The 24,525-nt window shown below is 50.9% G+C and carries 23 protein-coding genes, 2 pseudogenes and 1 riboswitch; of the genes and pseudogenes, 7 read left to right on the top strand and 18 right to left on the bottom strand.

Going from position 1 to position 24,525, the window contains the following annotated elements; genetic code table 11:
• Window positions 1-2: 2 nt before the first annotated feature.
• The 7 genes from IEY53_RS21115 to IEY53_RS21085 all read right to left on the bottom strand — a co-directional run bounded on the left by IEY53_RS21115 (window position 3) and on the right by IEY53_RS21085 (window position 6,974).
• Window positions 3-1,205: a glutathionylspermidine synthase family protein gene (locus IEY53_RS21115; protein WP_189028507.1), complete on the bottom strand. Its 1,203-nt coding sequence runs from the start codon at window positions 1,203-1,205 to the stop codon at window positions 3-5.
• A complete protein-coding gene (locus tag IEY53_RS21110; protein WP_189028505.1) occupies window positions 1,202-1,900 on the bottom strand; it encodes a hypothetical protein in 699 nt (232 codons plus the stop codon). Before IEY53_RS21110 ends, IEY53_RS21115 begins: the two co-directional genes overlap by 4 nt.
• A 26-nt stretch (window positions 1,901-1,926) precedes the next feature.
• Window positions 1,927-2,142 carry a hypothetical protein gene (locus tag IEY53_RS21105; protein WP_189028503.1) on the bottom strand — a complete coding sequence of 72 codons (216 nt, stop codon included), beginning with the start codon at window positions 2,140-2,142 and terminating at the stop codon, window positions 1,927-1,929.
• A gap of 96 nt (window positions 2,143-2,238) precedes the next feature.
• Window positions 2,239-3,576, bottom strand: coding sequence for an MFS transporter (locus tag IEY53_RS21100; protein WP_189028501.1), 1,338 nt, complete (start codon window positions 3,574-3,576; stop codon window positions 2,239-2,241).
• A 339-nt stretch (window positions 3,577-3,915) separates the two neighbouring features.
• Window positions 3,916-4,842: an Rpn family recombination-promoting nuclease/putative transposase gene (locus IEY53_RS21095; protein WP_189028499.1), complete on the bottom strand. Its 927-nt coding sequence runs from the start codon at window positions 4,840-4,842 to the stop codon at window positions 3,916-3,918.
• A 195-nt stretch (window positions 4,843-5,037) separates the two neighbouring features.
• Window positions 5,038-6,366 carry a nucleobase:cation symporter-2 family protein gene (locus IEY53_RS21090; protein ID WP_189028497.1) on the bottom strand — a complete coding sequence of 443 codons (1,329 nt, stop codon included), beginning with the start codon at window positions 6,364-6,366 and terminating at the stop codon, window positions 5,038-5,040.
• Window positions 6,360-6,974, bottom strand: coding sequence for a xanthine phosphoribosyltransferase (locus tag IEY53_RS21085; RefSeq protein ID WP_189028495.1), 615 nt, complete (start codon window positions 6,972-6,974; stop codon window positions 6,360-6,362). Before IEY53_RS21085 ends, IEY53_RS21090 begins: the two co-directional genes overlap by 7 nt.
• 174 nt (window positions 6,975-7,148) lie before the next feature.
• Window positions 7,149-7,252, bottom strand: a riboswitch (purine riboswitch).
• A gap of 202 nt (window positions 7,253-7,454) precedes the next feature.
• Here IEY53_RS21085 and IEY53_RS21080 point away from each other — a divergent pair.
• The gene (locus tag IEY53_RS21080) at window positions 7,455-8,018 is read left to right on the top strand and encodes a hypothetical protein (RefSeq protein ID WP_229696266.1); all 564 of its coding nucleotides are present in this window, start codon (window positions 7,455-7,457) and stop codon (window positions 8,016-8,018) included.
• Between the two features lie 184 nt (window positions 8,019-8,202).
• Here the strand turns inward: IEY53_RS21080 and IEY53_RS21075 are convergent, their stop codons facing one another.
• A complete protein-coding gene (locus tag IEY53_RS21075; RefSeq protein ID WP_189028493.1) occupies window positions 8,203-8,592 on the bottom strand; it encodes a winged helix-turn-helix transcriptional regulator in 390 nt (129 codons plus the stop codon).
• A gap of 136 nt (window positions 8,593-8,728) precedes the next feature.
• On the opposite strand from IEY53_RS21075, the gene IEY53_RS21070 reads away from it, so the two are divergent.
• Window positions 8,729-9,958 (top strand): MFS transporter, encoded by a 1,230-nt coding sequence (locus IEY53_RS21070; protein WP_189028491.1) that lies wholly within the window; start codon window positions 8,729-8,731, stop codon window positions 9,956-9,958.
• A gap of 42 nt (window positions 9,959-10,000) precedes the next feature.
• The gene (locus IEY53_RS21065; RefSeq protein WP_189028490.1) at window positions 10,001-10,843 is read left to right on the top strand and encodes an aldo/keto reductase; all 843 of its coding nucleotides are present in this window, start codon (window positions 10,001-10,003) and stop codon (window positions 10,841-10,843) included.
• Between the two features lie 78 nt (window positions 10,844-10,921).
• Here IEY53_RS21065 and IEY53_RS21060 read toward each other — a convergent pair.
• A pseudogene (locus IEY53_RS21060) lies at window positions 10,922-11,852 on the bottom strand (AEC family transporter).
• Between the two features lie 191 nt (window positions 11,853-12,043).
• Entirely contained in the window at window positions 12,044-12,523 is a 480-nt protein-coding gene (gene greA, locus IEY53_RS21055) for a transcription elongation factor GreA (RefSeq protein ID WP_189028488.1), read from the bottom strand.
• Between the two features lie 218 nt (window positions 12,524-12,741).
• Between greA and IEY53_RS21050 the strand changes: the two genes are divergently transcribed.
• From IEY53_RS21050 to IEY53_RS21040, 3 genes are all read left to right on the top strand, one after another.
• Window positions 12,742-14,187 carry an FAD-dependent oxidoreductase gene (locus tag IEY53_RS21050; protein WP_189028486.1) on the top strand — a complete coding sequence of 482 codons (1,446 nt, stop codon included), beginning with the start codon at window positions 12,742-12,744 and terminating at the stop codon, window positions 14,185-14,187.
• Window positions 14,188-14,322: 135 nt separating this feature from the next.
• Window positions 14,323-15,492: an ATP-grasp domain-containing protein gene (locus tag IEY53_RS21045; RefSeq protein WP_189028484.1), complete on the top strand. Its 1,170-nt coding sequence runs from the start codon at window positions 14,323-14,325 to the stop codon at window positions 15,490-15,492.
• 14 nt (window positions 15,493-15,506) lie between these two features.
• Window positions 15,507-16,256 (top strand): esterase family protein, encoded by a 750-nt coding sequence (locus IEY53_RS21040; RefSeq protein ID WP_189028482.1) that lies wholly within the window; start codon window positions 15,507-15,509, stop codon window positions 16,254-16,256.
• Between the two features lie 181 nt (window positions 16,257-16,437).
• On the opposite strand, the gene IEY53_RS21035 is transcribed toward IEY53_RS21040, so the two are convergent.
• The 4 genes and pseudogenes from IEY53_RS21035 to IEY53_RS21020 form a co-directional block, all read right to left on the bottom strand.
• The gene (locus tag IEY53_RS21035) at window positions 16,438-16,725 is read right to left on the bottom strand and encodes a DUF6509 family protein (protein ID WP_189028480.1); all 288 of its coding nucleotides are present in this window, start codon (window positions 16,723-16,725) and stop codon (window positions 16,438-16,440) included.
• Window positions 16,726-16,821: 96 nt separating this feature from the next.
• Window positions 16,822-17,901: a dual-specificity RNA methyltransferase RlmN gene (gene rlmN, locus IEY53_RS21030; protein WP_189028478.1), complete on the bottom strand. Its 1,080-nt coding sequence runs from the start codon at window positions 17,899-17,901 to the stop codon at window positions 16,822-16,824.
• 265 nt (window positions 17,902-18,166) lie between these two features.
• A pseudogene (locus IEY53_RS21025) lies at window positions 18,167-18,818 on the bottom strand (glycosyltransferase).
• Between the two features lie 94 nt (window positions 18,819-18,912).
• The gene (locus IEY53_RS21020; protein ID WP_189028476.1) at window positions 18,913-19,932 is read right to left on the bottom strand and encodes an AraC family transcriptional regulator; all 1,020 of its coding nucleotides are present in this window, start codon (window positions 19,930-19,932) and stop codon (window positions 18,913-18,915) included.
• Between the two features lie 115 nt (window positions 19,933-20,047).
• Between IEY53_RS21020 and IEY53_RS21015 the strand changes: the two genes are divergently transcribed.
• Complete coding sequence (locus tag IEY53_RS21015) at window positions 20,048-20,629, top strand: NAD(P)H-dependent oxidoreductase (RefSeq protein WP_189028474.1); 582 nt, start codon at window positions 20,048-20,050, stop codon at window positions 20,627-20,629.
• A 177-nt stretch (window positions 20,630-20,806) separates the two neighbouring features.
• On the opposite strand, the gene IEY53_RS21010 is transcribed toward IEY53_RS21015, so the two are convergent.
• From IEY53_RS21010 to IEY53_RS20995, 4 genes are all read right to left on the bottom strand, one after another.
• Window positions 20,807-20,971, bottom strand: coding sequence for a hypothetical protein (locus IEY53_RS21010; RefSeq protein WP_189028472.1), 165 nt, complete (start codon window positions 20,969-20,971; stop codon window positions 20,807-20,809).
• Between the two features lie 20 nt (window positions 20,972-20,991).
• Complete coding sequence (locus IEY53_RS21005; protein WP_229696265.1) at window positions 20,992-21,591, bottom strand: acyl-CoA-like ligand-binding transcription factor; 600 nt, start codon at window positions 21,589-21,591, stop codon at window positions 20,992-20,994.
• Window positions 21,592-21,615: 24 nt separating this feature from the next.
• The gene (locus IEY53_RS21000) at window positions 21,616-23,976 is read right to left on the bottom strand and encodes a PEP/pyruvate-binding domain-containing protein (protein ID WP_189028471.1); all 2,361 of its coding nucleotides are present in this window, start codon (window positions 23,974-23,976) and stop codon (window positions 21,616-21,618) included.
• 144 nt (window positions 23,977-24,120) lie between these two features.
• A complete protein-coding gene (locus IEY53_RS20995) occupies window positions 24,121-24,477 on the bottom strand; it encodes a nucleotide excision repair endonuclease (protein ID WP_189028469.1) in 357 nt (118 codons plus the stop codon).
• Window positions 24,478-24,525: the final 48 nt, after the last annotated feature.

Below are 24,525 nucleotides of genomic sequence, written 5' to 3'. Positions count from 1 at the left end.
AATTATCTCACTCCCAACGCGATAAAATGGCTGGTATTGCCTGTAATTAATCCGCCTGCCCGGCCCAGCAGGCCGCAGGGCTTGCCGTTGATGACGAACATGCCGGTCAGCAGATGGAACGGACCTTCCCTTGTTTCGATGCGGGCCATTTCAGCCCTTTTCTGATAGACCGTGGGGAACAGGATACTGCTGTCAAAACCGTCCTCGTCCGCGAGCTCCAGCGCACCGCTGTCGTCGAACAGGCGCACCGAGCCGCCTTCGCGCCCGAATACGGATTTGGACACAAAGTTGCCTGAGAAAACCGGCTTGTTATAGGTCGGCAGAATATAGCTTTCTATGGCTTTCCGTTCCTCTTCGTTGAACAGCAGACCCAGCTCGAACATGCCCCATACAGCCGCAATCAATCCTTTGGATTGGAGCAATATGCTGTGAGGTGTGTTGAATAATTGCAGACGCCCACTCTCCACTGCATAAGCAAGAGCCTCGCCGCCATCATCAACCGCCATCCATTCCTTCGGATACAAGGCAAACATCCGCTCAATGATCCGCCCGTTTCCGTCTTTGACTACTCCTTCATCGATGGATAGCTCCAGACAGTCCACACATTGAATATCGAGCCCGCTGTGCCGGACCAGTGCCTCAATCGTGCCGGAATCCTCCTGATGGGTTCCGTAGGCTACACAGGCAGCCGTATCGGGACGTTCATGCGCCCAGGCAGCGGCTACCTGCTCCGTCATCCCCTCATTCACACTTAACACGCCCGCCTGGCCACAAATCCACGGCGTAGCAATGGAAGCCTCCACATAGCCTGTAGGCGTGTCGGCATTCAGCTCCAGCAGCTTGATCGTGCCATTCGTTGCTATGGCAAAGTCAAAGCGCGCATATCGGCTGATATAACCCTGTGGCGGAAGCGGACATTCATCCAGCATCTCCCACAAGACCTGCGGGATGCCCATCAGATCGTACAGATCATGCCTGCGGTGAACATAACGAACCGCCTTGTCCAGAATGGACCACAGCTTGGCTGAAGCCTCCTCAAGCTCCAGGAATGTCTCCCGGCGCAAGACGGCAATTGCGTCAAGCCAGTACTCCTCTTCCTCCAGATCCGCCCAGGTGAAGCCAAGCTCGGAGAGCTGCCGCACCCTTGGGGCGCGTTCCAGTGAGGAAAGATCCATGTATTCGAATACACTTTGACCGGTACTCATCCGCCGAACCCGCTCTTGCTGCTGGAACGTGAAGATGACTTGGAACTGGATTTCGAACTGGATGAGGAGCTGGACGAGGATGAACCCAGTCCGCTTGACTTACCGCCAATACCTCCCGACTTCGAAGAGGTTGACCTCCTAGTAATCGAACCGGTCGATGAAGTTGAAGTCCTCGGCTTGGCCACAGAACCCGGCACGTTTTTGTTCTGGAACTTCCCGCTGTCGTACGTAGGCGCTTTGTACGTATTCCGTGTCCCGGGGTAATAGGTTGGCCGGTTATTGTGCCAGCCTCTTGAGGAGTAGTTGGAGCCGCTGTTGAACAGCATATGGTACAGCAGCACATCATCCCAGCCAAATCCGGAATTGTAGCCGTTATAATTATTGACTACGGTCGTGCCGTTGGAGGTGCTGACCCCTTCGGGCTGCTGAACCGCTTCCCCCGGCTCCTCTTCAGGATAAGGAATATTCCAATCCACATTTTTGTCAAAATAAGCCTTGACCTCTTCCGTCGACCAGGATACCAGCTGCGGCTCATCCGCTGCGGCATTGCCGCTCGCCTCCACAGCTCCCGGAATATACATGGCATTAGCCAAAAGGGCAATCCCGAGCGAAGTGGACAACACACGGATCGGTTTGCCCTCGGGGGTGAACCATCTGGATACGGACGGTTCCTTTGTCTTGTCTTCGTTAGCCAACACAGAGTCCTCCTTCCTGTCTTAAGTTACTCTACACGCATAGGAACAAGCAGAAGCTCCAGCTTCCCCTCGTCTACATTGAGCCGGCCTTCTACCGTCTCATACTCCTTGCCGCCGACAACCAGATAATTGACGTGCTCAAGCGCGGCAACCATGTTCATCGTCCACAGGCGCTCTTCGATCACGTTCAGTTCGCCTTCCGGCATTTTTTCAAACAAGATAACACTCATTCCATGATCCATTCCTGTTCATCCTTCCTCTTCCTCTTTATGCTTCTGATACGGTCTTTAAACCTGAACGTTTCATGCCGTGTGCAAGAATTGGCTCAGGATTGCCCCTTAAGTCCGGGCTGCTCCCCCGGTATTCCCCCGGAAGCGGGAGTGTCTATACCATAGTACAACGAGAAGGGAGACTACGCATACGCCAAATAGCATACTGTATACATGCTGATAAGCGATGGCAGATGCGGCATCCCGCTGCGCATGCAGCAGCAGACCGCATACAGCCACGGATACCGAGCCGCCGAAGAACTGAACCAGCTGCAGGAGCCCCATGCCGGAGCCGATCCACGCCCGCGGCAGGAGCATGGATGTCTCGTTGTTCAAGGACGCCATCGTTGCCGAGAAAGCCGGGGAGAAGATTAGATACCCGAACAACAGGAAAAGCGGGGAAGAAGCGAGATCCAGTGCAAAAAGAGCCATAACCCCTGCGAGCAGCAGATGCCCGATCAGCAGGAAACGCTGGTTGCCGAAACGGTTAATCCACTGCCCCACAAACCGTGTAAAGAAGGCTGAAAAGATAGCCCCCGGTGCGATAAACAATCCGATCATCAGCGGTGATTTATCGAATACGCGGGCCAGCGCAAGCGGCATCAGGAACAAGTTGCCCAGATTAAGCACCAGAATACAAAAGCCGATGACGACAAGCTTGCCGTAACCAGGCATCTTCAGCAGCAACGGATTGATGAATGATTCCTTCGCTCTTTTCAGATGCCAGGCATGCACCGCAAAAGAAAGGACACTGACGGCTAGCCAGACGGGAGACTGTGTCGTTACTGCAATCAACAAGCTGCCCGCATTGACAACGGTCAATGTTGCACCGGTGAAATCAAAGGGGGCCGGCTGCGGCTGCTCTTGGGGAAGCAGCCGCAGCAGCACGGGCAGCACGGCCAGGACGAGGCATGTGATCCCGAACAGCCCGTTCCAGCCCAAATATTGGCTGATCACCCCTCCTGCAATGGGTCCCAATCCAAAGGCCATTGCGCTGCCTGCAGAGATCATGGCTATGGCACCGCCACGTCTCTCGACAGGAACATACCGGCTCGCCAATACAAGACCCAGCCCGGCCATCGCCCCGGCTCCGGCAGACTGCACTATTCTCGTAATCAACAGTGCATAAAAGCTGTGTGCGAACAACCCATACACCGAGGCCAGTCCAAGCGTGAGCAGGCCCACCGTCAGTAATTTACGGATGGGCACCATGTCGGATAATCTGCTGTATATAATCGTCGACAAGGCATACCCAATGGAATAACTGGAGATCACCCATGAGCCAAGGTCGGCAGATATGTGCAAATCCTGAATAATGGTAGGAAGCGACACGTTAAACATAGTGGTATTCATGACTACAATAAATAAGCAGCAGGTCCAAAGCGGCATTACAATTTTATCGTTCACTTTTGTTCCATCTCCATCTATAGTATCTATAACTGCTTTACCAATTTTATTCCCATAGACCTACAGAAGCAATTGGAATAGATGGAAATCCGGATGGATTACAAAATGCTTTGGACCCATTTCTCCATGAGCTCGATCAGCACCCTCTCCGATCAGCGCTTACAAAAGTATACCTTGGAATCCCTTGTTTGATAAAGAAAAAAGAGAGTGCCCTTTGATAAATGGAGGAACCAAAAAGCAGCGGGTCCCCAGTGACTGGAGTCCCGCTGCTGCTTTACTGACCTTTCCAAAATGAAGAGGTTGGAGGCTGCCTTCAATATAATCAATAATTCAATCGTTTTATATCAGTTTCTTGATCTCATCCAGCGGAAGCTCCACTGCTTTGGCTACCGCTTCCGGCGAAAACCCATGATTCAGCAATTTGCGGATCACTTCCGTCTGGCCCTCCGCTTTTCCTTCGGCTTTTCCTTCGGTTTTTCCTTCTTCAAATCCCCAACGCTTCCAGGCCGGCATCAATTCCATAATCGCTTCACCTTCTTCCGGGTATTGTTCGCTAAGCTCACGCAGAATCTCTTCATCCTGGTCAAGATCCGGCTTAAAATACAGATCCGCCACTGACATAATCAGGGCCAGCCGGGCATCATCCCAGCGGGGACGAAGTTGGATCAGCATGCGTAAATAAGCTGTACGTACCTCTCTAGCTTCACGTTTAGTATACCCCATTTTGGCAAGCAGTGCAGCAGCCACCGGATTATCGGAATGGATAAACTCCCGCCAATTCCGCTTCCGCAGCTCGAGCTTTAAAAACTGGAAATGCAATATATTCCGGTCCGGAATATTCATAATTAAACGATCCGGCTCGTCCCTGATCTCGTCCGACGTAAAAATTGCAATCGGTATGATCAGCTTATGATCTTTACGGTGACGCTCAAACAGCCGGGCGAAATAAATGAACATCCGCTCGTGAAAAAGATGATCTTTGTAGGATTGCGGCTCCAGGTGTATCAGAATGAATCCCTCTAATCCCTTGTATCGCGTTTCCACCAGCAAATCGAGCTGCCTTGCCTCTTCCCCGATAATATCCACAAGCAGCTCCTGCATCAGAAACCGGGTTTCAGTATAATCAAGCAGCGAATCCAGCTCAGGGAAAAACAGCTCCATGAACTCCCTAAAGAAGGTTTCCAGTAATTTTTTGAAAGCTTCATCATGCCGGATGCTCGACTCCTGCTCCCCTCCCTTCATTAGAGAATGATAACTATCTTTCATTTTCAGCCTCCTCAGCTCCATTCTCCGGATCTTATAGACGGTTTCAGATTCCTATGAATGTAATTATATTCCTATTCGAGGTGAATCGTCTATAAAATAAGAACAAATGTTCTATTGTTGTCACAAAATAAAACCGGAAACCCTCCTCACTGGGACGGCTTCCGGCTCTGTCATAACTATTAAGAACAAAAAGTACTATGAAGCATTGCTGTCCGGCGAAACCGATAACGGCCCTTCCGGCCGATTTGCGGCAGACATGTCCTTTTCGCTGGTTCTGCTCAAGAATATATTGAGTACAATCGCCGTCAGCGAGCCGGAGACAATTCCGTTCTGCAACAGCATTTTGGCGAATTCCGGCAGCTGGTCGAACATCGCGGGAAGGGTTGCGGAACCCAGGCCAACGGCAATGCTGCAAGCGGCAATCAGCAGATTGCCATCCTTCCGCAGATCGACTTCGGACAGAATGGAGATTCCTGAGGCTGCTACCGATCCAAACATCACGATCATCGCCCCGCCCAGCACCGCATTTGGTACAACTGTTGTCAGTGCAGCCAATTTAGGCAGCAGACCCAGCACCACCATAATGCCACCTGCTGCAAAAATAACATTGCGGGTCTTGACGCGGGTAAGCGAGATCAAACCTACATTCTGGGAGAAGGCGGTATACGGAAAAGCATTGAATACTCCGCCCAGCATAATCGCGAGCCCTTCCGAACGCAGCCCATTGACGATTTGCTTCTGCTCCACCTTCTGCTCCGTAGCTCTGCCTACGGCAAAGTATACACCGGTAGACTCCACCATACTGACAATGTTCACGATAATCATTGTAAAGATCGCGGTAAGGCTGAATTCAGGCCATCCGAAGTAGAATGGCTGGGCAATGCTGATCCAGGAAGCTTCGCCTACAGTGGAGAAGTGGACAATGCCCATGCCATATCCAATCGCCGTGCCCACTACCAGCCCCACCAGTACGGAGATCGACCGCAGGAAACCTGTGGCCAGCCGGTTTACGGCCAGAATGACCAGCAGCGTAATCAGCGCGAGCAGCAGATTGCGGGGTTGTCCAAAGTCCGGGCTGCCCTGGCCGCCGGCCACATTGTTCATCGCCACCGGGATCAGGGAAAGACCGATGATCGTTACGACCGAACCGGTTACTATCGTCGGGAAGAATTTCAGCAGCTTGCCATACAGCGGAGCGGCCAATACTACAAATAAACCGGATATAATAATGGCCCCATAAGCGGTCGCTAAATTGTTAGTCAGGGAAATGGCGATAATCGGCCCCACTGCAGTAAAAGTACAGCCCAGGATAACGGGAAGCCTGCTGCCGAAATATTTGGTCCCCATAATTTGCAGCAGGGTAGCCAGACCGCAGGTGAACAGATCCGCAGCGATTAAATAGGCCATCTGCGTACTGTTCAGCTTCAGCGCACCCCCGACGATCAGCGGCACAATCACGGCCCCTGCATACATAGCCAGAACATGCTGAAGCCCCAGTGTAAATATCTTTTGTTTGCTTAACATCCTGCACTCTCCTTGATCAGTTCTACGGAAGACGCCTCATCGATGAACCGGATTTCTCCGGGGGCCATCGAAGCAATACGGGCCAGGGAATGTACGGCAACGCCTTTATCCTCGAGCAGGCTGCGCCCTTCCTGAAAGCTCTTCTCGATGACACACCCCACACCCATCAGCTGTGCACCGGCTTCATTTACAATATCCACCAGACCCACAAGGGCGGCGCCGGTAGCCAGGAAATCATCCACGATCAGCACTTTATCTTCAGGACCCAAATATTTCTGCGAAATACTGATCAGATAGTCCTCCTTGCGGGTAAAAGAATGCACCGGAGCCGAATACACTGCCTCCGAGAGCGTTACGGCTTTCTTTTTCTTGGCATAAATAAAGGGCACCTCCAGTGCAATGCCCGCAGCCATGGCGAATTGAATTCCGCTGGCCTCAACGGTCAGCACCTTCGTAATCGGCTGATGCCCAAAAATCCGCTTGAATTCCTGCCCAATCTGCAGGACAAGCTCCGTGTCAACCTGATGGTTCAGAAACGAGTCTACTTTCAGCACCGTATCCGACAGAATCAGGCCCTCTTGTCTAATGCGTTCTTGAAGTCCTTTCATGGTAACCTTCGATCGCTCCTTCTTCTGAATAAAAACAAAAAGGACAGATCCCTTGAGCGTTTCTCTCAAGTGAATCTGTCCTTCTGGGTTTTTGTCCCTTGGTGGTGTAACACATCAATCGTGTCCGCATCGCTCGGACCAGCCCTTCTTCGCATAAGCCAAAAAGCGGAACCCTAGACGCGCTATTTCACTCATAGTCGGATAATTACAATGGTTATCCGGTAGAAACTTATGGGCCCTATTCCCAAGATTATATGAGTTGATATAAATGTTCGTTTGAATACTTTGTATATCTTACACGCTCTCTATGATCGATACAAGCAAAATTTTAAGGATCCCGTGCTTATTTTAACCATAATGGTCCGGCTGATGTCGGCCTTGGGTTTACGCTCATTTTCGGGTACTGGTGCCCGTTTCCCTCACTTTTCGCTGCGTATTGCATTAATGGTAAGGTACTTAAGCGAAAGAGGGGCGAATGATGTGACGACAGCAAAAGATCGGATCATTGTCATCATCAAAAAGGGAAAACGCCGTATTATCACCAATACACCGCTGGCGGGAGTGGACCGGCTGGTGTTTGTTATTAACAACCAATTCACCAATGCACCCAATACAACTCAGCTCGCAAGCGGGGCGGGACGAAGCAGTGCCAGCGGCAGCAACGCAGCGGTTGCTTCCCCTTATACCCGCCAGCAGCAAAGTGTCGGGGCCGGAGGAGATGCCAAGAATAAGGGGCTGGGGAAAGGGGGCAGACCACGCGGAAAGTCAAAAACACCATTGCTATACTCCTGCGGCAAGGAAGTTGTGGTTGTGATCAACAATCAGACCGTCAAGCTTTCGCGGCGCAATCAGAATGCTTCTGCGACACAAGTAGCCAGCGGCGGGGGAACCTATAGTACAAGCGGAACCAACTCTGCTATCGAAAGTCCCGGTACCCGGCAGCAGCAGGCCGTTGGCGGAGGAGCGGGCGGTCATGCCTTGAACAAAGCAGGGGCCAGCCGGCGTCCCACCAAAAGACGCCCTCGCAGCAAGGCCCGCCAGTAACACCCGCCAGGTGGAAACTCCTCGGATCTACGATCAGGGATCCCGGCAGAAACACACCCGCCAAAACAGCCACCCCTGTTTAAAGGGATGGCTATTTTTGTTGATAGACTTATTATTATTCAGCGCCATGGAAGTTGTCCTTCTCATCCAGCTTAGCAATGTTCAGGACAAGCCCCCTCATTCCTTAATCGACGCTCGCCGGCTCTGGCTCCGGCTTCTTGTTGAGCACATTATCCTCCAGAACGGCAAATTTATCGCCATATTCTTTAATAATATGACTTTCTCCCCAAGCACACAAAGAGTCCAGGATAGGCCTTAGACTATTCCCATACTCACTGAGTTCATACTCTACTTTGGGCGGTACCTGATTATAACTGATCCGGTTGACGATCCCGTCCTGCTCCAATTCCCGCAGCTGCTGGGTCAGCATCTTTTGGGTGATGCAGGGCATGTTGCGCTTCAGATCACTGGTCCGCATCTTGCCGTGGGTTAAATGACAAAGAATCACGCACTTCCATTTTCCCCCGATAACCTCCAGGGTAGCTTCCACAGAAATATTATATTTTTTGGACATCAGATTATCCTTCTTTCCGGTTATGGGTACTTTTTGGTACCTATAGCACTTTAAAGTACGTACTGTTCTAATAGTCTGTATTAACTCATAATAGCACTTACCGGCCGGTGATTACTAGAGTGTAGGAGTGGGAACAATGTCCTTGAATCAACAACGCAGTACCTGGGCCTTGCTGGCCCTGGCCATCAGTGCCTTTGCCATAGGAACAACCGAGTTTATCAGTGTAGGCCTGCTGCCGCTCATCGCTGATGACCTGAACATATCCGTGACAACTGCCGGATTAACCGTCACTTTATATGCGCTTGGTGTAACTTTTGGAGCGCCTGTCTTAACGTCGCTGACCACGGCTGTCTCCCGGAAAACGCTGCTGCTGGCCATTATGATTGTGTTCATAGCCGGCAACAGTCTTGCCGCTTTATCGGATGGGGTAGCCGTCCTGCTGATTGCGCGGGTCGTTTCCGCCCTCTCGCATGGGCTGTTCATGTCGATTGCCTCTACCATCGCAGCCGATCTGGTACCCGAGAACCGCAGAGCCAGCGCTATCTCAATAATGTTCACCGGACTTACAGTAGCCACCGTTACCGGCGTCCCGCTGGGCACATTCCTGGGCCAACAGCTTGGGTGGCGTGCCGCCTTTATAGCCATCGTCGGGATCGGCATTGTGGCGCTGATTGCCAACCTGATGCTGGTGCCTTCCGGCCTGAAGACCGGATTGCGGACGCCGGTGCGGGAGCAGCTAAAGCTTGTAACCCATGGCCGCCTGCTGCTGGCTTTTGCGATTACCGCTTTGGGATATGGGGGGACTTTTGTAGTCTTTACTTATTTATCCCCCCTGCTGCATGAGATAACCGGCTTTAAGGAGCAGACCGTTGCCGTCATCCTGCTGGTCTACGGCATCGCCATTGCCATCGGCAACATGATTGGGGGCAAAGCCGCCAACAAGAAGCCTATGACCGCCTTGATGTATATGTTTGTACTGCAAGCGGTTGTGCTGCTTGTGCTGGCCTTTACGGCCCCTTTCAAAACTGCGGCTTTGATTACGATCTTTTTTATGGGGCTGCTCGCCTTTATGAGCGTTCCCGGACTGCAGGTGTATGTTGTTATGCTTGCTGACCGGTATGCACCGGCTGCCAGAGATGTCGCTTCGGCGGTTAATATCGCCGCTTTTAATGCAGGTATTGCGATTGGAGCTTACCTTGGCGGTGTCGTCACCGATTCCCTGGGGCTAATCCACACTGCATGGGTAGGAGCGTTAATGGTACTTGGAGCCGTGGTTCTGACCGTGTGGAGCCGGGCTTTGGAGAAACGAGATGAGCATATGCCCGGGGCGGAAGCCGTTCCGCTGACAACCGGCATTCAAGGATAACTACATTGTACAATTTTATATTAATTTAGGAGGTATTAAGTAATGATACAGCATTTACAAGATACAACTGTTTTGCATAACGGGGTGAAGATGCCTTGGCTTGGACTGGGCGTATTTCAAGTGGAAGAAGGCGCGGAACTGGTGCAGGCGGTCAAAGCCGCGATTGCCCATGGTTACCGCAGTATTGATACTGCGGCCATCTACCAGAACGAAGGAGGGGTTGGACAGGCCATTCGCGAAGCACTGGACGAGAACAACCTGACCCGTGAGGAGCTTTTTATCACTTCAAAAGTGTGGAACGCCGATTTGGGCTATGAATCTACCCTGGCTGCCTATGAGACCAGTCTGGCCAAGCTTGGCCTGGAGTACCTGGATCTGTACCTGATCCACTGGCCAAAGGCAGGTAAATATAACGAAGCCTGGAGAGCAATGGAGACTTTGTATAAGGAAGGCCGTGTGAAAGCTATCGGCGTCAGCAACTTCCAGATTCATCATCTGGAGGACGTGATGAACGGTGGTGAGATCAAGCCGATGGTCAACCAGGTCGAGCTCCATCCGCACCTGATCCAGCAGGATCTGCTCGACTTCTGCCAGGAGCAGGGCATCCAGCTTGAAGCCTGGTCTCCACTGATGCAAGGTCAGCTGCTGGAGCATCCTGTCCTCCAGAACATCGCTGCCAAACACAGCAAGTCGGTGGCCCAAGTGATTCTGCGCTGGGACCTGCAGCGCGGCATCGTGACCATTCCGAAGTCTACCAAAGAACACCGGATTATCGAGAATGCGTCCGTGTTTGATTTTGAGCTGAGCGCAGAGGATGTAGCGCTGATTAACGGCTTAAACCAGAATAAGCGGATCGGACCGGACCCGGACAACTTTGATTTCTAAAGCAGAGCTCCAGCACCACAGCCCCTTTCACTCCATACGGAATGAAGGGGCTTGTTAGCATCAGGTATTCATCCTGGATCAAGCACCGTTCACCAGGACAATCAAGACAGGCAACACCACAAAGGAGGCGAGTGTTGTCCATAAGATACACCGCGAGACCAAGGCCGGAGAAGCTTGAAACCGCTCCGCAAGGACCACTGAATTGACCGCCACCGGCATGGAGGCCAGAATCAGCAGCACCGGGAACAACGGGCCCCGGATCTGCAATAGCCAGAGTACCAGCCAAGCTACAAGCGGTGCCAACACAAGCCTGACGCTAATTCCAGTCCAAAAGGCCATTTCCACCTTGCGCTCTATCCCCGCCACTCCTACTTTGACCATCTGTGCGCCCAGGATGGCCAGCACCACCGGAGAATAGGCCCCTGCCACCATCGACACACCCGAGGCTACTTCCGTAGGCAAATGCAGCCCAAAAGCCCGCAGGAGCAGCGCCAGAATAGCTGCGTAAATGGCCGGCAGCGAGAACACGGACTTGATTGCCGCACCTACCTGAAAATTGGGACCTTGCGGCAAAATATACCCCTATCGTATTCACAATGACCATCTGGCCAATGACATAGACAGAAGCCTTGTCCAGCCCCAGCTGCCCAAAAGCCAGCAGCACCAGCGGGAGCCCATAATTGACGCTGTTCGTAAACGTCGACACCAGTGTCAGCCCGGCGGCTTCGGGGGGAGCCAGCTTGAGGATTCGACCGAGCCCATTTGCCAAAGCCCATAAGAACAACAGGTTGATTAAGGAAAAGGCCAACGTCTTATAAACATCGTCAAAAGAAATATCAGCCGAAGCGAGCGTATCGAGAATAATGGCCGGACTCAGAAAATACAGATACAGCACCAGCAGCGGTTTGGTATCAAGATTCTTGAACCGCCCCAGCAGCGCCCCAGCAATCACCGGAATGGAGAGTGGGACAATCACCTCATACAATGTCGATAATACACTTTGAATCACAAACAGGACTCCTCTGTTCTATAGTTACTTTTCACTATACGGCACAGCTGGGGTCCCGTCTAAGATTTGGAAGCAATAAGCTTGATAGACACTGGCTATGTAATGGGTTAGTGCCAGCCATGAACACAAAAAAGGCACCGTCCCTTACAGACAGTACCTGCTGCTCTAACACTTATTTTACCACCGCTGTACTACATCATTTTAATTTCCAGCAGCTCATACTTAATAACACCCATCGGTGCATTAACACTGATGATATCGCCGACTTTTTTGCCGATCAGCTCTTTGCCGAGCGGGCTCTCGTACGAGACCTTGTTATCCAATACGTCTGCCTCGGCAGGACCCACGACTCTATACTCGATTTTCTCGGAATATTCGATATCATTCAGGACCACAATCGACCCCACGCTGACGGAGGACAGATTCATCGTACTCTCATCCACGATCCGTGCTTTGGTCAGCATTTTCTCCAGAATCATAATCCGGGTCTCCATGAATGATTGGTCATCTTTAGCCGAATGGTATTCACTGTTCTCCTTCAAGTCGCCGTAGCTGATCGCCAATTTAAGCCGGGCAGCCAGTTCCTTGCGCCCCTCGGTCTTCAGTTCCTTCAGCTCTTCCTCTAACTTGGCCAATCCCTCTTTGGTCAAAAACACTTCTTCGTTGGACATAATTACAACTCCTATTCGGCTTGCTTTATTATATTTTAACCCATTACAGGGAAACATGCGACTTGTAAGCTAAAACGATCTAACCCCCGAAGTGCAAATTACTGAAATCGATACTTACAACAAGTTAAAAGATAAAGGAAAGGCAAAAATGACCATTTAGTGTAGAATATTGTTATATGCTTTTATTCTGACTACAGTAAGGGGAATAGTGAACAACAATGGTAACGAAGAAAAAAATGATTCGCGGTTTAACAAGTATCCTAATCATTACTTTAATGCTGCAAGCGCTCGGCTTAAGTTCGCACACGGTAACTGCAAAGTCTAACACTTCACCTGCAGTAATCTCGAACCGTTACGATGTGGTTGTCATCGGCAGTGAGATTCAAGGAGTACTGTTAGCCAAAGAAGCACGTAAGCTTGGACTGAATGTACTTATTCTGGATCCCCGCAGCAAACCGGGCGGCGAATTGATTCAAGGCCAAATGATTGTATTGGATGATGTGAAAGACAACAGCAAGCGCAGCCTCATTCAGGGCGAGATGAAGACTCTGTTCTCCAGCTATAAGTCAGGGTCCATTCGTACCTCTTCCGACTTCGACAATTACTTTAATAAACTATTACAAGGCATCCCGATAAAGAGCGGCATCGTTATCGACTCCGTGCAAACCATGTCCCTAACTAAAGGCAAATCGCTGCAATCCCTGTCTTACCATCTTAAAGACGGGACTAAATATATAGCTCAGTCCAAATACTGGGTTGAAAACACGGATTTCAACGCTTTGACCGCCAAGCTTAATGTCAAGCGGATTCCAGGAATGGAGAGCCTTTACAACAGCAAGCAGGCTGATTATATGGCAGCCACTTATATGCTGAAATTCAAAAATGTTGAATGGGCCAAACTTCATCAGGCTATTCTTAATGATTATCCATTAACGAATGTAGCCCAAAAATATGGACCAAATACATATGTAGACTGGCATTTTGCCACCGGCTTCAGCAATGTCACAGCTAAGTACACGCCGCACAGCAACTTGCTCAAACTGAGGGGCCTGAATGTAACGTACCAGAAGGATGGACAAGCCATTATTAACGCCTTGCTGCTGTATGACGTTAATCCGGCGGACTCCAGCTCAGTTCAGAACGCAGTTGCCAAGGGCCGTGCTGAGGCTCCTTATATTCTGAGTTTTTTACAAAAAAATATTCCCGGCTTTGCCAAAGCACAGCTTAACGGCTTCCCAGACTATTTATATATTCGTGATTATAATCGTTATGAGACCAAATATGTGCTCGATTATCCGGACCTGCAGAATAGCAGAATGTTCTGGGATAACGTGAGCATAGGCGGGTATTCCATTGACCTGCAAGGAACCAAAACTATACCTACAGGGGTAGGGTTCGGCAAACCTGACCGGTATGGCTTGCCGCTCCGCTCTTTTGAGTTACAGTCCTATGACAACGTGCTGGTGGTGGGTAAAAATGTTGGTGCGGGCATCAAAGCTTATGGCAGTGCCCGCATTATGCCAACTACTGCTTTGGCTGCCCAGACCATAGGCATTATTCTTGGCCGGGAGAAAAACAAACGTTTGGTTGATTTGAATCCAGCCGATTTCAAGCGTATCCATAGTTATCTGGAGAAGGATTATAAGCTCATCCTGCAGCGTTAAACCTTAGCACAGCCCCCTCCACATACCCGGGAGGGGGCTGTTGACGAATCTGAATGAAACTGATAGATTGAGTTTAACATTATTAATCATACAATTTAACTCGGAATTAAACTTTGAGCCTAAGGGGTGTTACGGTTGAACTTTATTTTCTTTTCCCCGCATTTCCCTAAGAACAGCGCTGAATTTTGTTACCATCTGCACGAACAGGGAGCAACGGTGCTTGGGATCGGAGATGCGGAATACGCCGATCTTGCAGACAAGCTCAAAGCTTCGCTGACGGAGTATTACAAGATTCAGGATCTGGAGAACTACGATGAAATCCTTAGAGCGGTCGGGTTCTTCACCCATAAATACGGCAAAATCGACCGGTTCGAGTCGCTGAACGAATACTGGCTGGAACAGGACGCGCGGGTACGGACCGATTTCAATATCTATGGCACCAAGACGGATTTTGTCTATAATCTGAAGCAGAAGTCCAAGATGAAGGAGTTTTTTCGTAAAAGCGGTGTGAGCACCGTACAATTCTCGACCGGGACCACGCGGGACAGCATCGACGAGTTCATCCGCAGCGCAGGTTTCCCGCTGGTGGTTAAGCCGGACCTCGGCTCGGGAGCCAGCATGACCTATAAGATCAGCAGCCCGGAAGAGCTGGATCATTTTTTTGCGACCAAGCCGGACGGCGTCTCCTTTATTATCGAGGAGTTCATCGACGGGATCATTCTCACCTACGACGGCCTGGTCGATATCGACGGTGAAGTCCGGTTCGCGGCCAGCCACCGGTTCGAGCAAAGTGTCATGGATGTCGTGAATACGGACAACCACCTCTATTATTTCTGCCTGCGGGACATCAGCCCGGAGGTGGAGCAGGCCGGAAGAAGTATTCTGAAGGCATTTGACATCAGAGAACGCTTTTTCCATATTGAATTGTTCAAATCGCATAAGGATGGGCGGATCATCGCACTCGAAGTGAACATGCGGCCACCCGGAGCCTGGATGACAGACGCGATCAACTTCTCTTATAACGTGGATATTTACCATGAATGGGCGCGCATGATTGTTCATCATGAAGTCGGAGGCCCTTACACAGGCCAATATTATACGGGATATGCCAGCCGCAAGCAGCACAAGCTTTATGCCCATAGCCATGAGGATATCCTGAGTACCTACGGCGGCCAGATCGTGAATTACAACGCCATTGAAGAAGTTTTCAGCAGAGCCATGGGGAACAGCGCCTATCAATTCCGCGCGCGGGAGCTGGATGAGGTCAGGGATATCGTGAATTATATTCAACTAGAAGAGGAATAGGGTGTGTTTAAGGGATGAGGATAAGCTACCATAAGGAATACAGTTCTTTCCTGAACCGGGAGATGGAATATAAGATCTATGGTCACGCCGGCAAGCCGATGCTGGTCTTCCCGACTTCACTCGGACGTTTCTATCAATTTGAGGACTCGGGAATGATTGAGACGCTGCACGAATTCATTGATGCGGGAAAGCTGCAAATTTGGGCCTGCGACAGCATCGATGGGGAGACCTTTTTCTCTGCCCACTGGAATAGAGAGGAGCGGATCAACCGGCACGAGCAATATGACAAATATATCACCCGGGAGTTGATTCCCGGCATTCTTCATCAGAGCAAGGGGAACAATGGCGGGGCCGAGCAGAAGATTCTGATCTCCGGGTGCTCCATGGGAGCTTATTACAGCGCCAATTTCTTTTTCCGCTATCCGCATTTCTTCGATACCTTGATTGCCCTGAGCGGGGTCTACTCGACCCAATATTTCTTTGGAGATCATTTGGACGGGAACATTTATTATAACTCGCCCCTCCACTACTTGCCGCAGCTTGAGGATGCGGGTTACCTGAACCAATACAGGAACAGCCGGATTATTGTCTGCTGCGGACAAGGCGCGTTCGAAGATGAAATGCTGCATGAGACCCGTCTGCTTCAGGAGCTGCTGATGTATAAACAGATTCCGGCCCGGATTGAATACTGGGGACATGACGCCGATCATGACTGGCCTTGGTGGAACAAGCAAATCCACTATTACGTGGAAAGCTGTCTGTAAAGGAATGAGACACTCTGTCCCATGCCAAGAAGAAACGGCTTCGCCGTCCTCTGGAAGAGGAGGGTATCCGTTTCTCGTAGAAATATAAGACTGATTTATGGCGTAAACATATAAATCCTTATATTTCAAAAAAGCCGCAGGCGCTGCCTGGGGCTCTTCATCTTGCCTTATAGCCTTCTGCTTATTCCGGCAAATGTTCTTTGCAGAACTGGAGCAGCTCGGCTTCTTCGTCATCTTCCATATCAAACTCCAGAATCCGTCCGGTAGTCGTCTCCTGCAAATCGCAGCTGACGATACTTACCGCCTCTTCCTCCGCTTTGACAATGACACGGGCAGACACCCCGTTGTCTGTATATAGCTCATCCTCCTCCGGAACGTCCAGATTGACGAGGAACTCATACCGCTTGCCGGTAAGAATACCGAAAGGGTCCTTTAGAATCTCCACACTGTGGCCTTTGATTGTCAGCATCGCTTCTTCGACCTCATTTCCTAATGACTGCCAAGATATTGTATCACAAAAAAGGCCACCGCCCATAACCGGACGGTAACCGTTGATATTCGAATCCTACCCTGCCGCGACCGTGTCTTTTGCCTTCTTGATCTGCTTGCTGCGCAGCTGTCCGCAGGCGGCGTCAATGTCCACGCCATGCTCGAGGCGGGTGCTTACGCTGACACCTTGTTTCTTCAAGGTGTCAAAGAATGCCCGCACCGTCTCCCGCTCACTCCGCTGGTATTGGCTGTGCTCATCCACCGGATTGTAAGGAATCAGGTTCACATTCACAAGCTGCCGCCGGTCCGCGATCAATTCCGCCAGCTCCAGCGCATGCTCCCGTCGGTCATTGACATCCTTCATCAGGATATACTCCAGGGTGATTCTGCGGTTGGTCCGCTCCAGATAATAATCAATGGCCAACATCAGCTTCTCAATCGGAATAGCCTTATTGATCTTCATAATCTGCGTGCGCAGCTCATTATTCGGCGCATGGAGAGAAATCGCCAGGTTCACCTGAGTGTTCGCATCCGCGAACTCCTTGATTTTGCCTGCCAGTCCGCTGGTCGATACCGTAATCCCTTTGCCCGCAATGGCCAGCCCTTTGTGGTCCTTGATAATTGCCAGGAAATCGAGCAGGTTCGCAAAGTTGTCAAACGGCTCGCCAATCCCCATCACCACTACGTGGCTGACTTTCTGCTCCCGGTTCGCCGTATCCAAATGCTGCTGAACCTTCATAATCTGCTCCACAATCTCTCCGCTGGACAGATCGCGGCTTTTGGCGAGCAGGCCGCTGGCGCAGAAGCTGCAGCCGATATTACACCCTACCTGAGTGGTCACACATACGGACAAGCCGTATTTCTGCTTCATCAGCACCGTCTCAATCAGATTGCCGTCGGCCAGCCGAAATAAGAACTTGAGAGTACCATCTGCAGATTCCTGCTTCACATGCTCCTCCATCGTCTGAATCACATAATGCTCCGCGAGCAGCTGTACACAATCTGTATTCACATCAGTCATTTCCGCGAAATCGGTAATCCGCTTCCGGTACAGATAGTCCCAGACCTGGGTGGCCCGGAATTTCTTATGCCCGTGTTCGGACAGCCATGACGTCAATTGTTCAAAAGTTAATCCATAAATGGATGATTTATTCATTCCTTATCCTCTTTTCAAGACGTTAACGTTCAGTTCTATTCTACCCTGCATACGTTATGGGAACAATGCTTACTTATTGTCTCAAATTTTTTTTATTAAAACAAGGGGAGTTACGGCGCGATGGCGAAGTTTACAGGTTAGAAATGGGCTTATATCCATCGTGTTCACACCGCTCGCTGCCGTTCTGTTCGTCGGCGGTTCAACCGAAACGGGGGTGTCCCTAGCGCACATGGCGTTTGGGACACCCCCGTTTGTATTGCGGTCTTTAGAATTTATCAGGGAATTGCTTGATAATCCCTGTGCTTAGGGTATCCGCAAGCTTGATGATATGGTCTTCCCCTTTATCGGTGGCGGCGATTTCCGCTTCCCAGTTCTTTGCGATCCGGGCCGTGGCTGCCTCAGTGAGCACTTGCAGATGGGTGTACAGCAAGTCCTTCAGCGCCTGATTGGGCCAGTTCGGATTGGCTTTGCTGAGGAATAACGCAATATCATCGGCATTGCGGTGCCATGCTTTGTTGGCTTTGTCCAGCTCAAGTGAATTGCCGGCCTTCGCAGCTTCAACCACTTTTCCGGCAATCAGGATATGCTCACGCAGCAGCTCGGTCAGCTTATTGCCTGCCGCTTCACCATAATAAGGCTTAATGGCATCGCCGATATCCTGCTGATTCTTCAGCAGCCTGGCCAGCACTTCCTCCTGGTCCTCCAGACCTGCTACCGCACTTACGATGTAACCTCTCGTCCAGAATACATGGTCAATCCAGAGCTTTCTTTAAGTCGGCTTGAAGCTGGGCCATAGCCGGGCTTAGGCATTTTTTCTGCATCTTTACCTGTTTGTCTACTGCGGCCTCAGCACGGACCGGCGTCAACCCTGAGGTGAGGAACATGCAGATCAACATTATTTTTACGAATCTTGCCATACATACATTCTCCTTCAAGCATGAATTGTTCATCCTGTGTTATTGTGGACGATTCAGCCCAATTCATGCATCCATAGGAAAATTAAGCCCCTGCTCACTTCAGCACTTCTATACGATGCCTGTACTCACCGGGGGCGGCTCCTGTCCATTTGCGGAATGCGGACTGGAAAGCGCTTGGCTCCGAGAAATGCAACAGATAGGCAATCTCGGCGATGGTATACTCCGGCTTCGCCAAGTAATGAATGGCCAGCTCCTTGCGGACTTCATTCGCCAAACGGTTGTACGAGGTATTCTCCGCCTTCAGCCGGGCCTGCAGCGTTCGCACACTGAGATGCATATGCCGCGCGGCATCCTGCAACGCCGGAAAATAGGTCGGCATGCAGTCAATAATCCACTTGTACAATTCACCCGTTAACACCGAACCTTGGGTAAGCTTCATCCTTACCTCTTCGGCAATCCCTTCGAATATCCCCAGCAGCCGCCGGTCTGCACCCAGCACCGGATACTCCATAACCTCTTTAGCAACCGTTAACGTGTTGGCCTTTTGGTTGAACTGCGGTGTGACGCCAAAACCTCTCACATACTCCTCCGCTATCCCGGGCGGCTGGTCATGCATGAATTGCACCGCCTTAAGGGGGATGGAGCGGCGGCTCAACCCTAGCAGCATCTGGTAAAATGAAGCCGTCATATCCTCCATGCAGTGCCTGCTTGGAAGGGCAGGCGAATCATTGATGAACAGGGAAATCACTGCGTCTTCTCCCTGTATCTCCAGCTTGGCGTTGAAGCCGCTGCAGACAATAAAATTGTATTTCTGATAAGCGGCTAACGCCTGCCCAAGTGTCTGCGAATGCAGCATCACATAACCCAGCACACCCAAATCCGAAATGCTCATATGCTGTCCTTGATGCAATCCAAACAGCTCGTCACCTGTGTACAATGCAGCCGCCTTTGTCATACGTTCAAATTCCGGCTCTGCAATTCGGGCTTCAGCATTATGGAACAGGTCGGGATCGATTCCGGCGTACCGGCAGAAGGCATCCCAGTCATAACCAAGCCGCCCTATCGTCTTCATTACGGGAAACAGCAGAGACACTGATACTCCCTGTCTATCCATGGCCGACTCCCTCCTTTGCATAAATGAACATGTTTTTTGCGTCTTCCATCATAGGTAGAACCCGCTCTTAACTATAGAATTACAGTATACCTATTTTACCACTGGAGGATAAGAAATGAAGAAGAATATTGCTGTCATCATCGGTCACCCCTATGCCAAAAGTTATTGTAACTCCTTAGCCGCAGCCTACACGAAAGGGGCCGTCGCCAGCGGTGCCACCGTCCGCACCATTGACCTTAGCGAGATTAGTTTCGAGCCCAATCTTAAATATGGATATACCAAACGTACCGAGCTTGAGCCGGACTTGCTGGCCGCACAAGAAACCATCCGCTGGGCAGATCATCTGGTCTTTGTCTATCCTACCTGGTGGGGAACGATGCCCGCCATTCTAAAGGGCTTCTTTGACCGGGTGCTTCTTCCGGGGTTCGCTTATAAAACCAAGCCAAACTCCGTCATGACCGAGAAGTTGTTAACCGGGAAAACCGCTCGACTGCTCGTTACGATGGATGCTCCGGGCTGGTACTACCGGCTGGTGCTTCGCGGTGCAGGCCACCGGATTATGAAGCAGGCCATTCTGAATTTCTGCGGAATCAAGCCAGTACGCATAACCCAGATCGGCACAGTAAAGACCTCAAAGCCCGAGGTGCGCGAAAAGTGGTTGAGCAAAATCGAAGCCATGGGGAGACGCGGAGCTTAAGTCATAACTTGTACTCACAAAACTATGTAACCTAGGAACAAGTGGGCAACAATCAGGACATTGTCACCCGGCATTGATGGCGGAGGCACCCACACCCGGGTGATGGTTAGTGATCTTGAAGGAATCTGCGGATCAGGTTCGGGGAGTAGCTGCCGGGATTGCTGACTCGGAAGAGGATCAGGTGGAGGCGTTGAGCTGCTGGCCTCCGGCAATCACAAAAGCTTCAAATTGGCGACGCCCCGCTTCTCTCCGGCTGCAGGTTCTGTTCTGTACGCTATCAGCCGCGTCCCGGGCCACCTTATCAGTGACCAAGTCATCCGCAATCTGGAAAAGAGTGTCCATACCCGGTTCTAAACCGCCAGCTAAAGAGGAAACCCTTGTTCCAGCATGTCCAGCGCCTCACCCAGCAATGTGCCAAAATCAGCGTCCAGGTGCTCTGCATAATGAAGCATAACCGAGATATTCACACCTACGACCGCACCTGCCAGCGTCTGCACAACGAAATCATTCTTTTCCCGGCCGGTACGAGAGGCTAACAGCTCCGCAAGCAGCTGCGTCATTCCGGTCATATTCTTTAACATTGCCGATCTCAATTCCGGAATCGAATAGATTAATTGATTGCGTTCACGCATCGTTTCCAGCTCTTCATCCGACAGTTTGGTGATTTCGGACAGCATGGCATCCTTCAGCGCCTGAAGCGGGCTTAAGCCAAGCGGCTCCGCCTCGAACGTGCTGATCAGCAGCGGATCATAGTTATCGCGGATCAAAACTTCTTCCTTGCCGGCAAAATAGCGAAAAAAGGTACTGTAGGAAATTTCCGCAGCCTCGGCGATCTGCTCCACGGTAGTCGCTTTATAACCCTGTTCGCGAAAGAGGCGCAGGGCGTGTTTTTGAACCAACGCCATAGTCTTGGCCTTTTTACGTTCCCGAAGCCCCATCTTCCGTGTATCTCCCGAAAACATTCAGCCACTTCCCATCCTGTGAATTTAACTAATGATTTGTATAAGGCCTTGCCCACCGTCCACGACCACGCGGTCTCCAGTCTTCAGCCTTGTGGTTGCGGTGCCGCACCCGACAACAGCCGGAATCCCCAATTCCCGGGCGACAATGGCAGCATGTGAGAGTGGAGCACCAATATCAGTAATAATAGCTGCAGCCCTTGGAAAAAGCGGAGTCCAGCCCACATTGGTCGTCGCAGCCACCAGAATTTCACCGGCCAACAGCTGATCACCATCCTCTGGACGGCTCAGAACGCGTACCTGCCCTTCAATACGCCCGGCAGCTCCGGCAAAACCTCTCAGGCTTTCGGTGTCCGGGCGTTCAATGGGTATGGAGGCATCATAATAATCCAGTCTCCGGTGGGGATCCTTCTGCCAGATCCATGGATCGAACCGGCCGCGGATCATCGAGGGCAACGGCGGCAGGGATTGATATTTGAGATACATTTCTTTTCGCTCCGAAATAAATCTTACAGCAGACAATTCGCCTCCGGCAAGCCAATCCAGAATTTCATCAAGGTACAGAAAAAATATATCATCACCGATACCCGCAAGTTCACCGGCCTTTAATGCAAACACACGGTTTACCCGAAAAGTTCTTGTCCATTCTGAACGAACCGCCTCCCGCAGACGCGGGCCTTCCGTACATGCTGCGATTTGCCTGGATAGCCGTTTCACTTTTTGCGGGTAATTGCGTTCCAGTCTGGCCGAGGCCTCTTCGGCCCGTATCCGTTGTTGTCGCAATAGCTCTTCCACATCCAGCGGTGCCTTGTGATATTCGGCGATATGCTGCTCCAGCCATGCCTCGTCTTCTCCCGGATCGGGAATGGATAACTCGAACTCATGCGGGCCGCGGTGTCCGTACTTCTCAGTATACTCCTTGCGGCTAAGTTCTCCCTTGACCACCCTTGAGATTCCCGTCAGCGGCCCCAAGCTCGCCAGCTTTGAACCGTTCCCGGCGCTCGAAAGGAGTATATTCGCATCCTCCTCTCCAACCAAGAGGGTCAGCTTGCCGAGCAGTTTCTCCATTTTCTGCATCTTGGCGGCATGGGCTTCAAGCCCGGACCACATGGCCTTTACATTATGCGGCCACAGTTCACTGTTCCACAAACGCAGCAATTCATCCCTGGTCTGGGCTTCCTGCAGCATAGCCGTCATTTCTCTGCACCACTGTGGTGACTCCTTCAAATGCCGAGGAGAATTCCGGACCGCCTCATTGACCCGCTTCATGCTGTATATGATTTTGGGCAGAACTGTCTTGACCAGTTCACGCTTGGAGAACGGATGCACAGGCACACTCATCCCTTCCGGTATTTCTCCAAACACACGGCTCATTTTTCGCAATATAGGCTTTATGTTCAGCCCCAATGACGAGAACAGGGATACCGACAGACTAACATTAGCATACACTCTTCCACAAATATTTCCGGAAAAAATATACTGCCCCGGTATGACGTTATGCTCTTCATCCAAAGCCCGGAGAACGGACCAGCTCAAAGGGGTGAATACATCGGATATCGATTCGCCTACATTATTATTGGTCCAGAGATAATCCCCGGTCAAGGAGTCGTTTATGGCAAAGGTATCGCGATTGCCCGGAGTTAAGGTTGTAATGGGCCTGGTCTGCAAAAGATAAATCTTGCCCGCGGCAACAGCCCATTCGATATCCTGGGGAACGCCCAGCTCCCGCTCAAGTCTGGCCCCATACAATGCCAACCGGCCCGCATACCGCTTAAATTCACGTGGTCCCTCATATTCCCTCCCCTTTCTGGAGAGGGTGAACGAATAGGCGTTACTCTCACCCGAGACGAGCTGTTCGCCCAATCCATGGACATAATTTCCGGGCATCGCCATACGGCTTCCCGTAATGGGATCAGCTGTAAACAGCACGCCTGAAATCTCGGATGGCACCATCAATTGGACGACAACTGCAAGCTGATGCGCTGAATCCACGCCTTGAACAGCGCTGTATACCTGCACTCTTTTGGCATATTTGGAATGAAGAACTGTAAATAAAGCCTCCCGAATCTCTTCATCTGTCCGCACATTCAGCACCGTATCAAACTCCCCGGCAAAAGAAGCTGCCGCCGAGTCTTCGCTCAAGGCGGAGGACCGGACGGCAAAGGACGCATCCGGCCGGAGCTCTCGGAGCCGGTTCAATCGCTCCACGCACTGCTCCCAGGCCGCTTTCCTTAATTGATCTCCTTCAAACGAGGAAGGCATGACAATAAACCCATCAGGTACAGGGTAACCTGCTTGAAACATCCGGGACAACATCATCCCCTTCCCCCCTGCCCCTACCCAAAGCTCAGGCTCCAGCTCGGCGAACCCCTTAATCATTTCTGCCATCTTTTTCACTCCCGTAATCGCATAGTAACGTAAATTATGATATATAGTTTCATTTGATATATTATTCCACTTTAATCTTTGTGTCAATCATGCACAGCACACAAAAAACCGCCCCCGGGTTGGGGGCGGTTCAATTCATCCAAATTATTTGTAGAGTACTTTGTCTACGTTGTATTTGGCTCTGAGCGTATTCACAATATACGTCTCATATATTTCTCTGTCGACCGCATCATCCACGATGCACACCTCGATCTTGGTGACTTCATCACGGTGATCCTTGATAACAGAGACGGTATCTTCGAAGTGTTTCTTGATGCGCGGTCGCAGCTTGCGTGCTTTACCCACGAACAAAAGCTCATCCTTGTCATTGTAGAACATAAAGATTCCGCCCTTGTCCCGGGTAATCAGGTGGAAGTCCGTAAATCCATAAATATTGCTGAGCACAGGATTGTCCTGCTTGGTAATCGTAACATCCGGTGTTGGAATGGTAATGCTGATCATTAAAGTTCACTTCCTCATTCTATATAGGACTAAATAGTATCATAATTC

It is taken from the genome of Paenibacillus albidus, from assembly GCF_014644435.1.
Taxonomy (GTDB): domain Bacteria; phylum Bacillota; class Bacilli; order Paenibacillales; family Paenibacillaceae; genus Paenibacillus_AQ; species Paenibacillus_AQ albidus.
The sequence above is the reverse complement of the archived record's forward strand: the minus strand, read 5'-3'. Positions and strand labels throughout refer to the sequence as shown.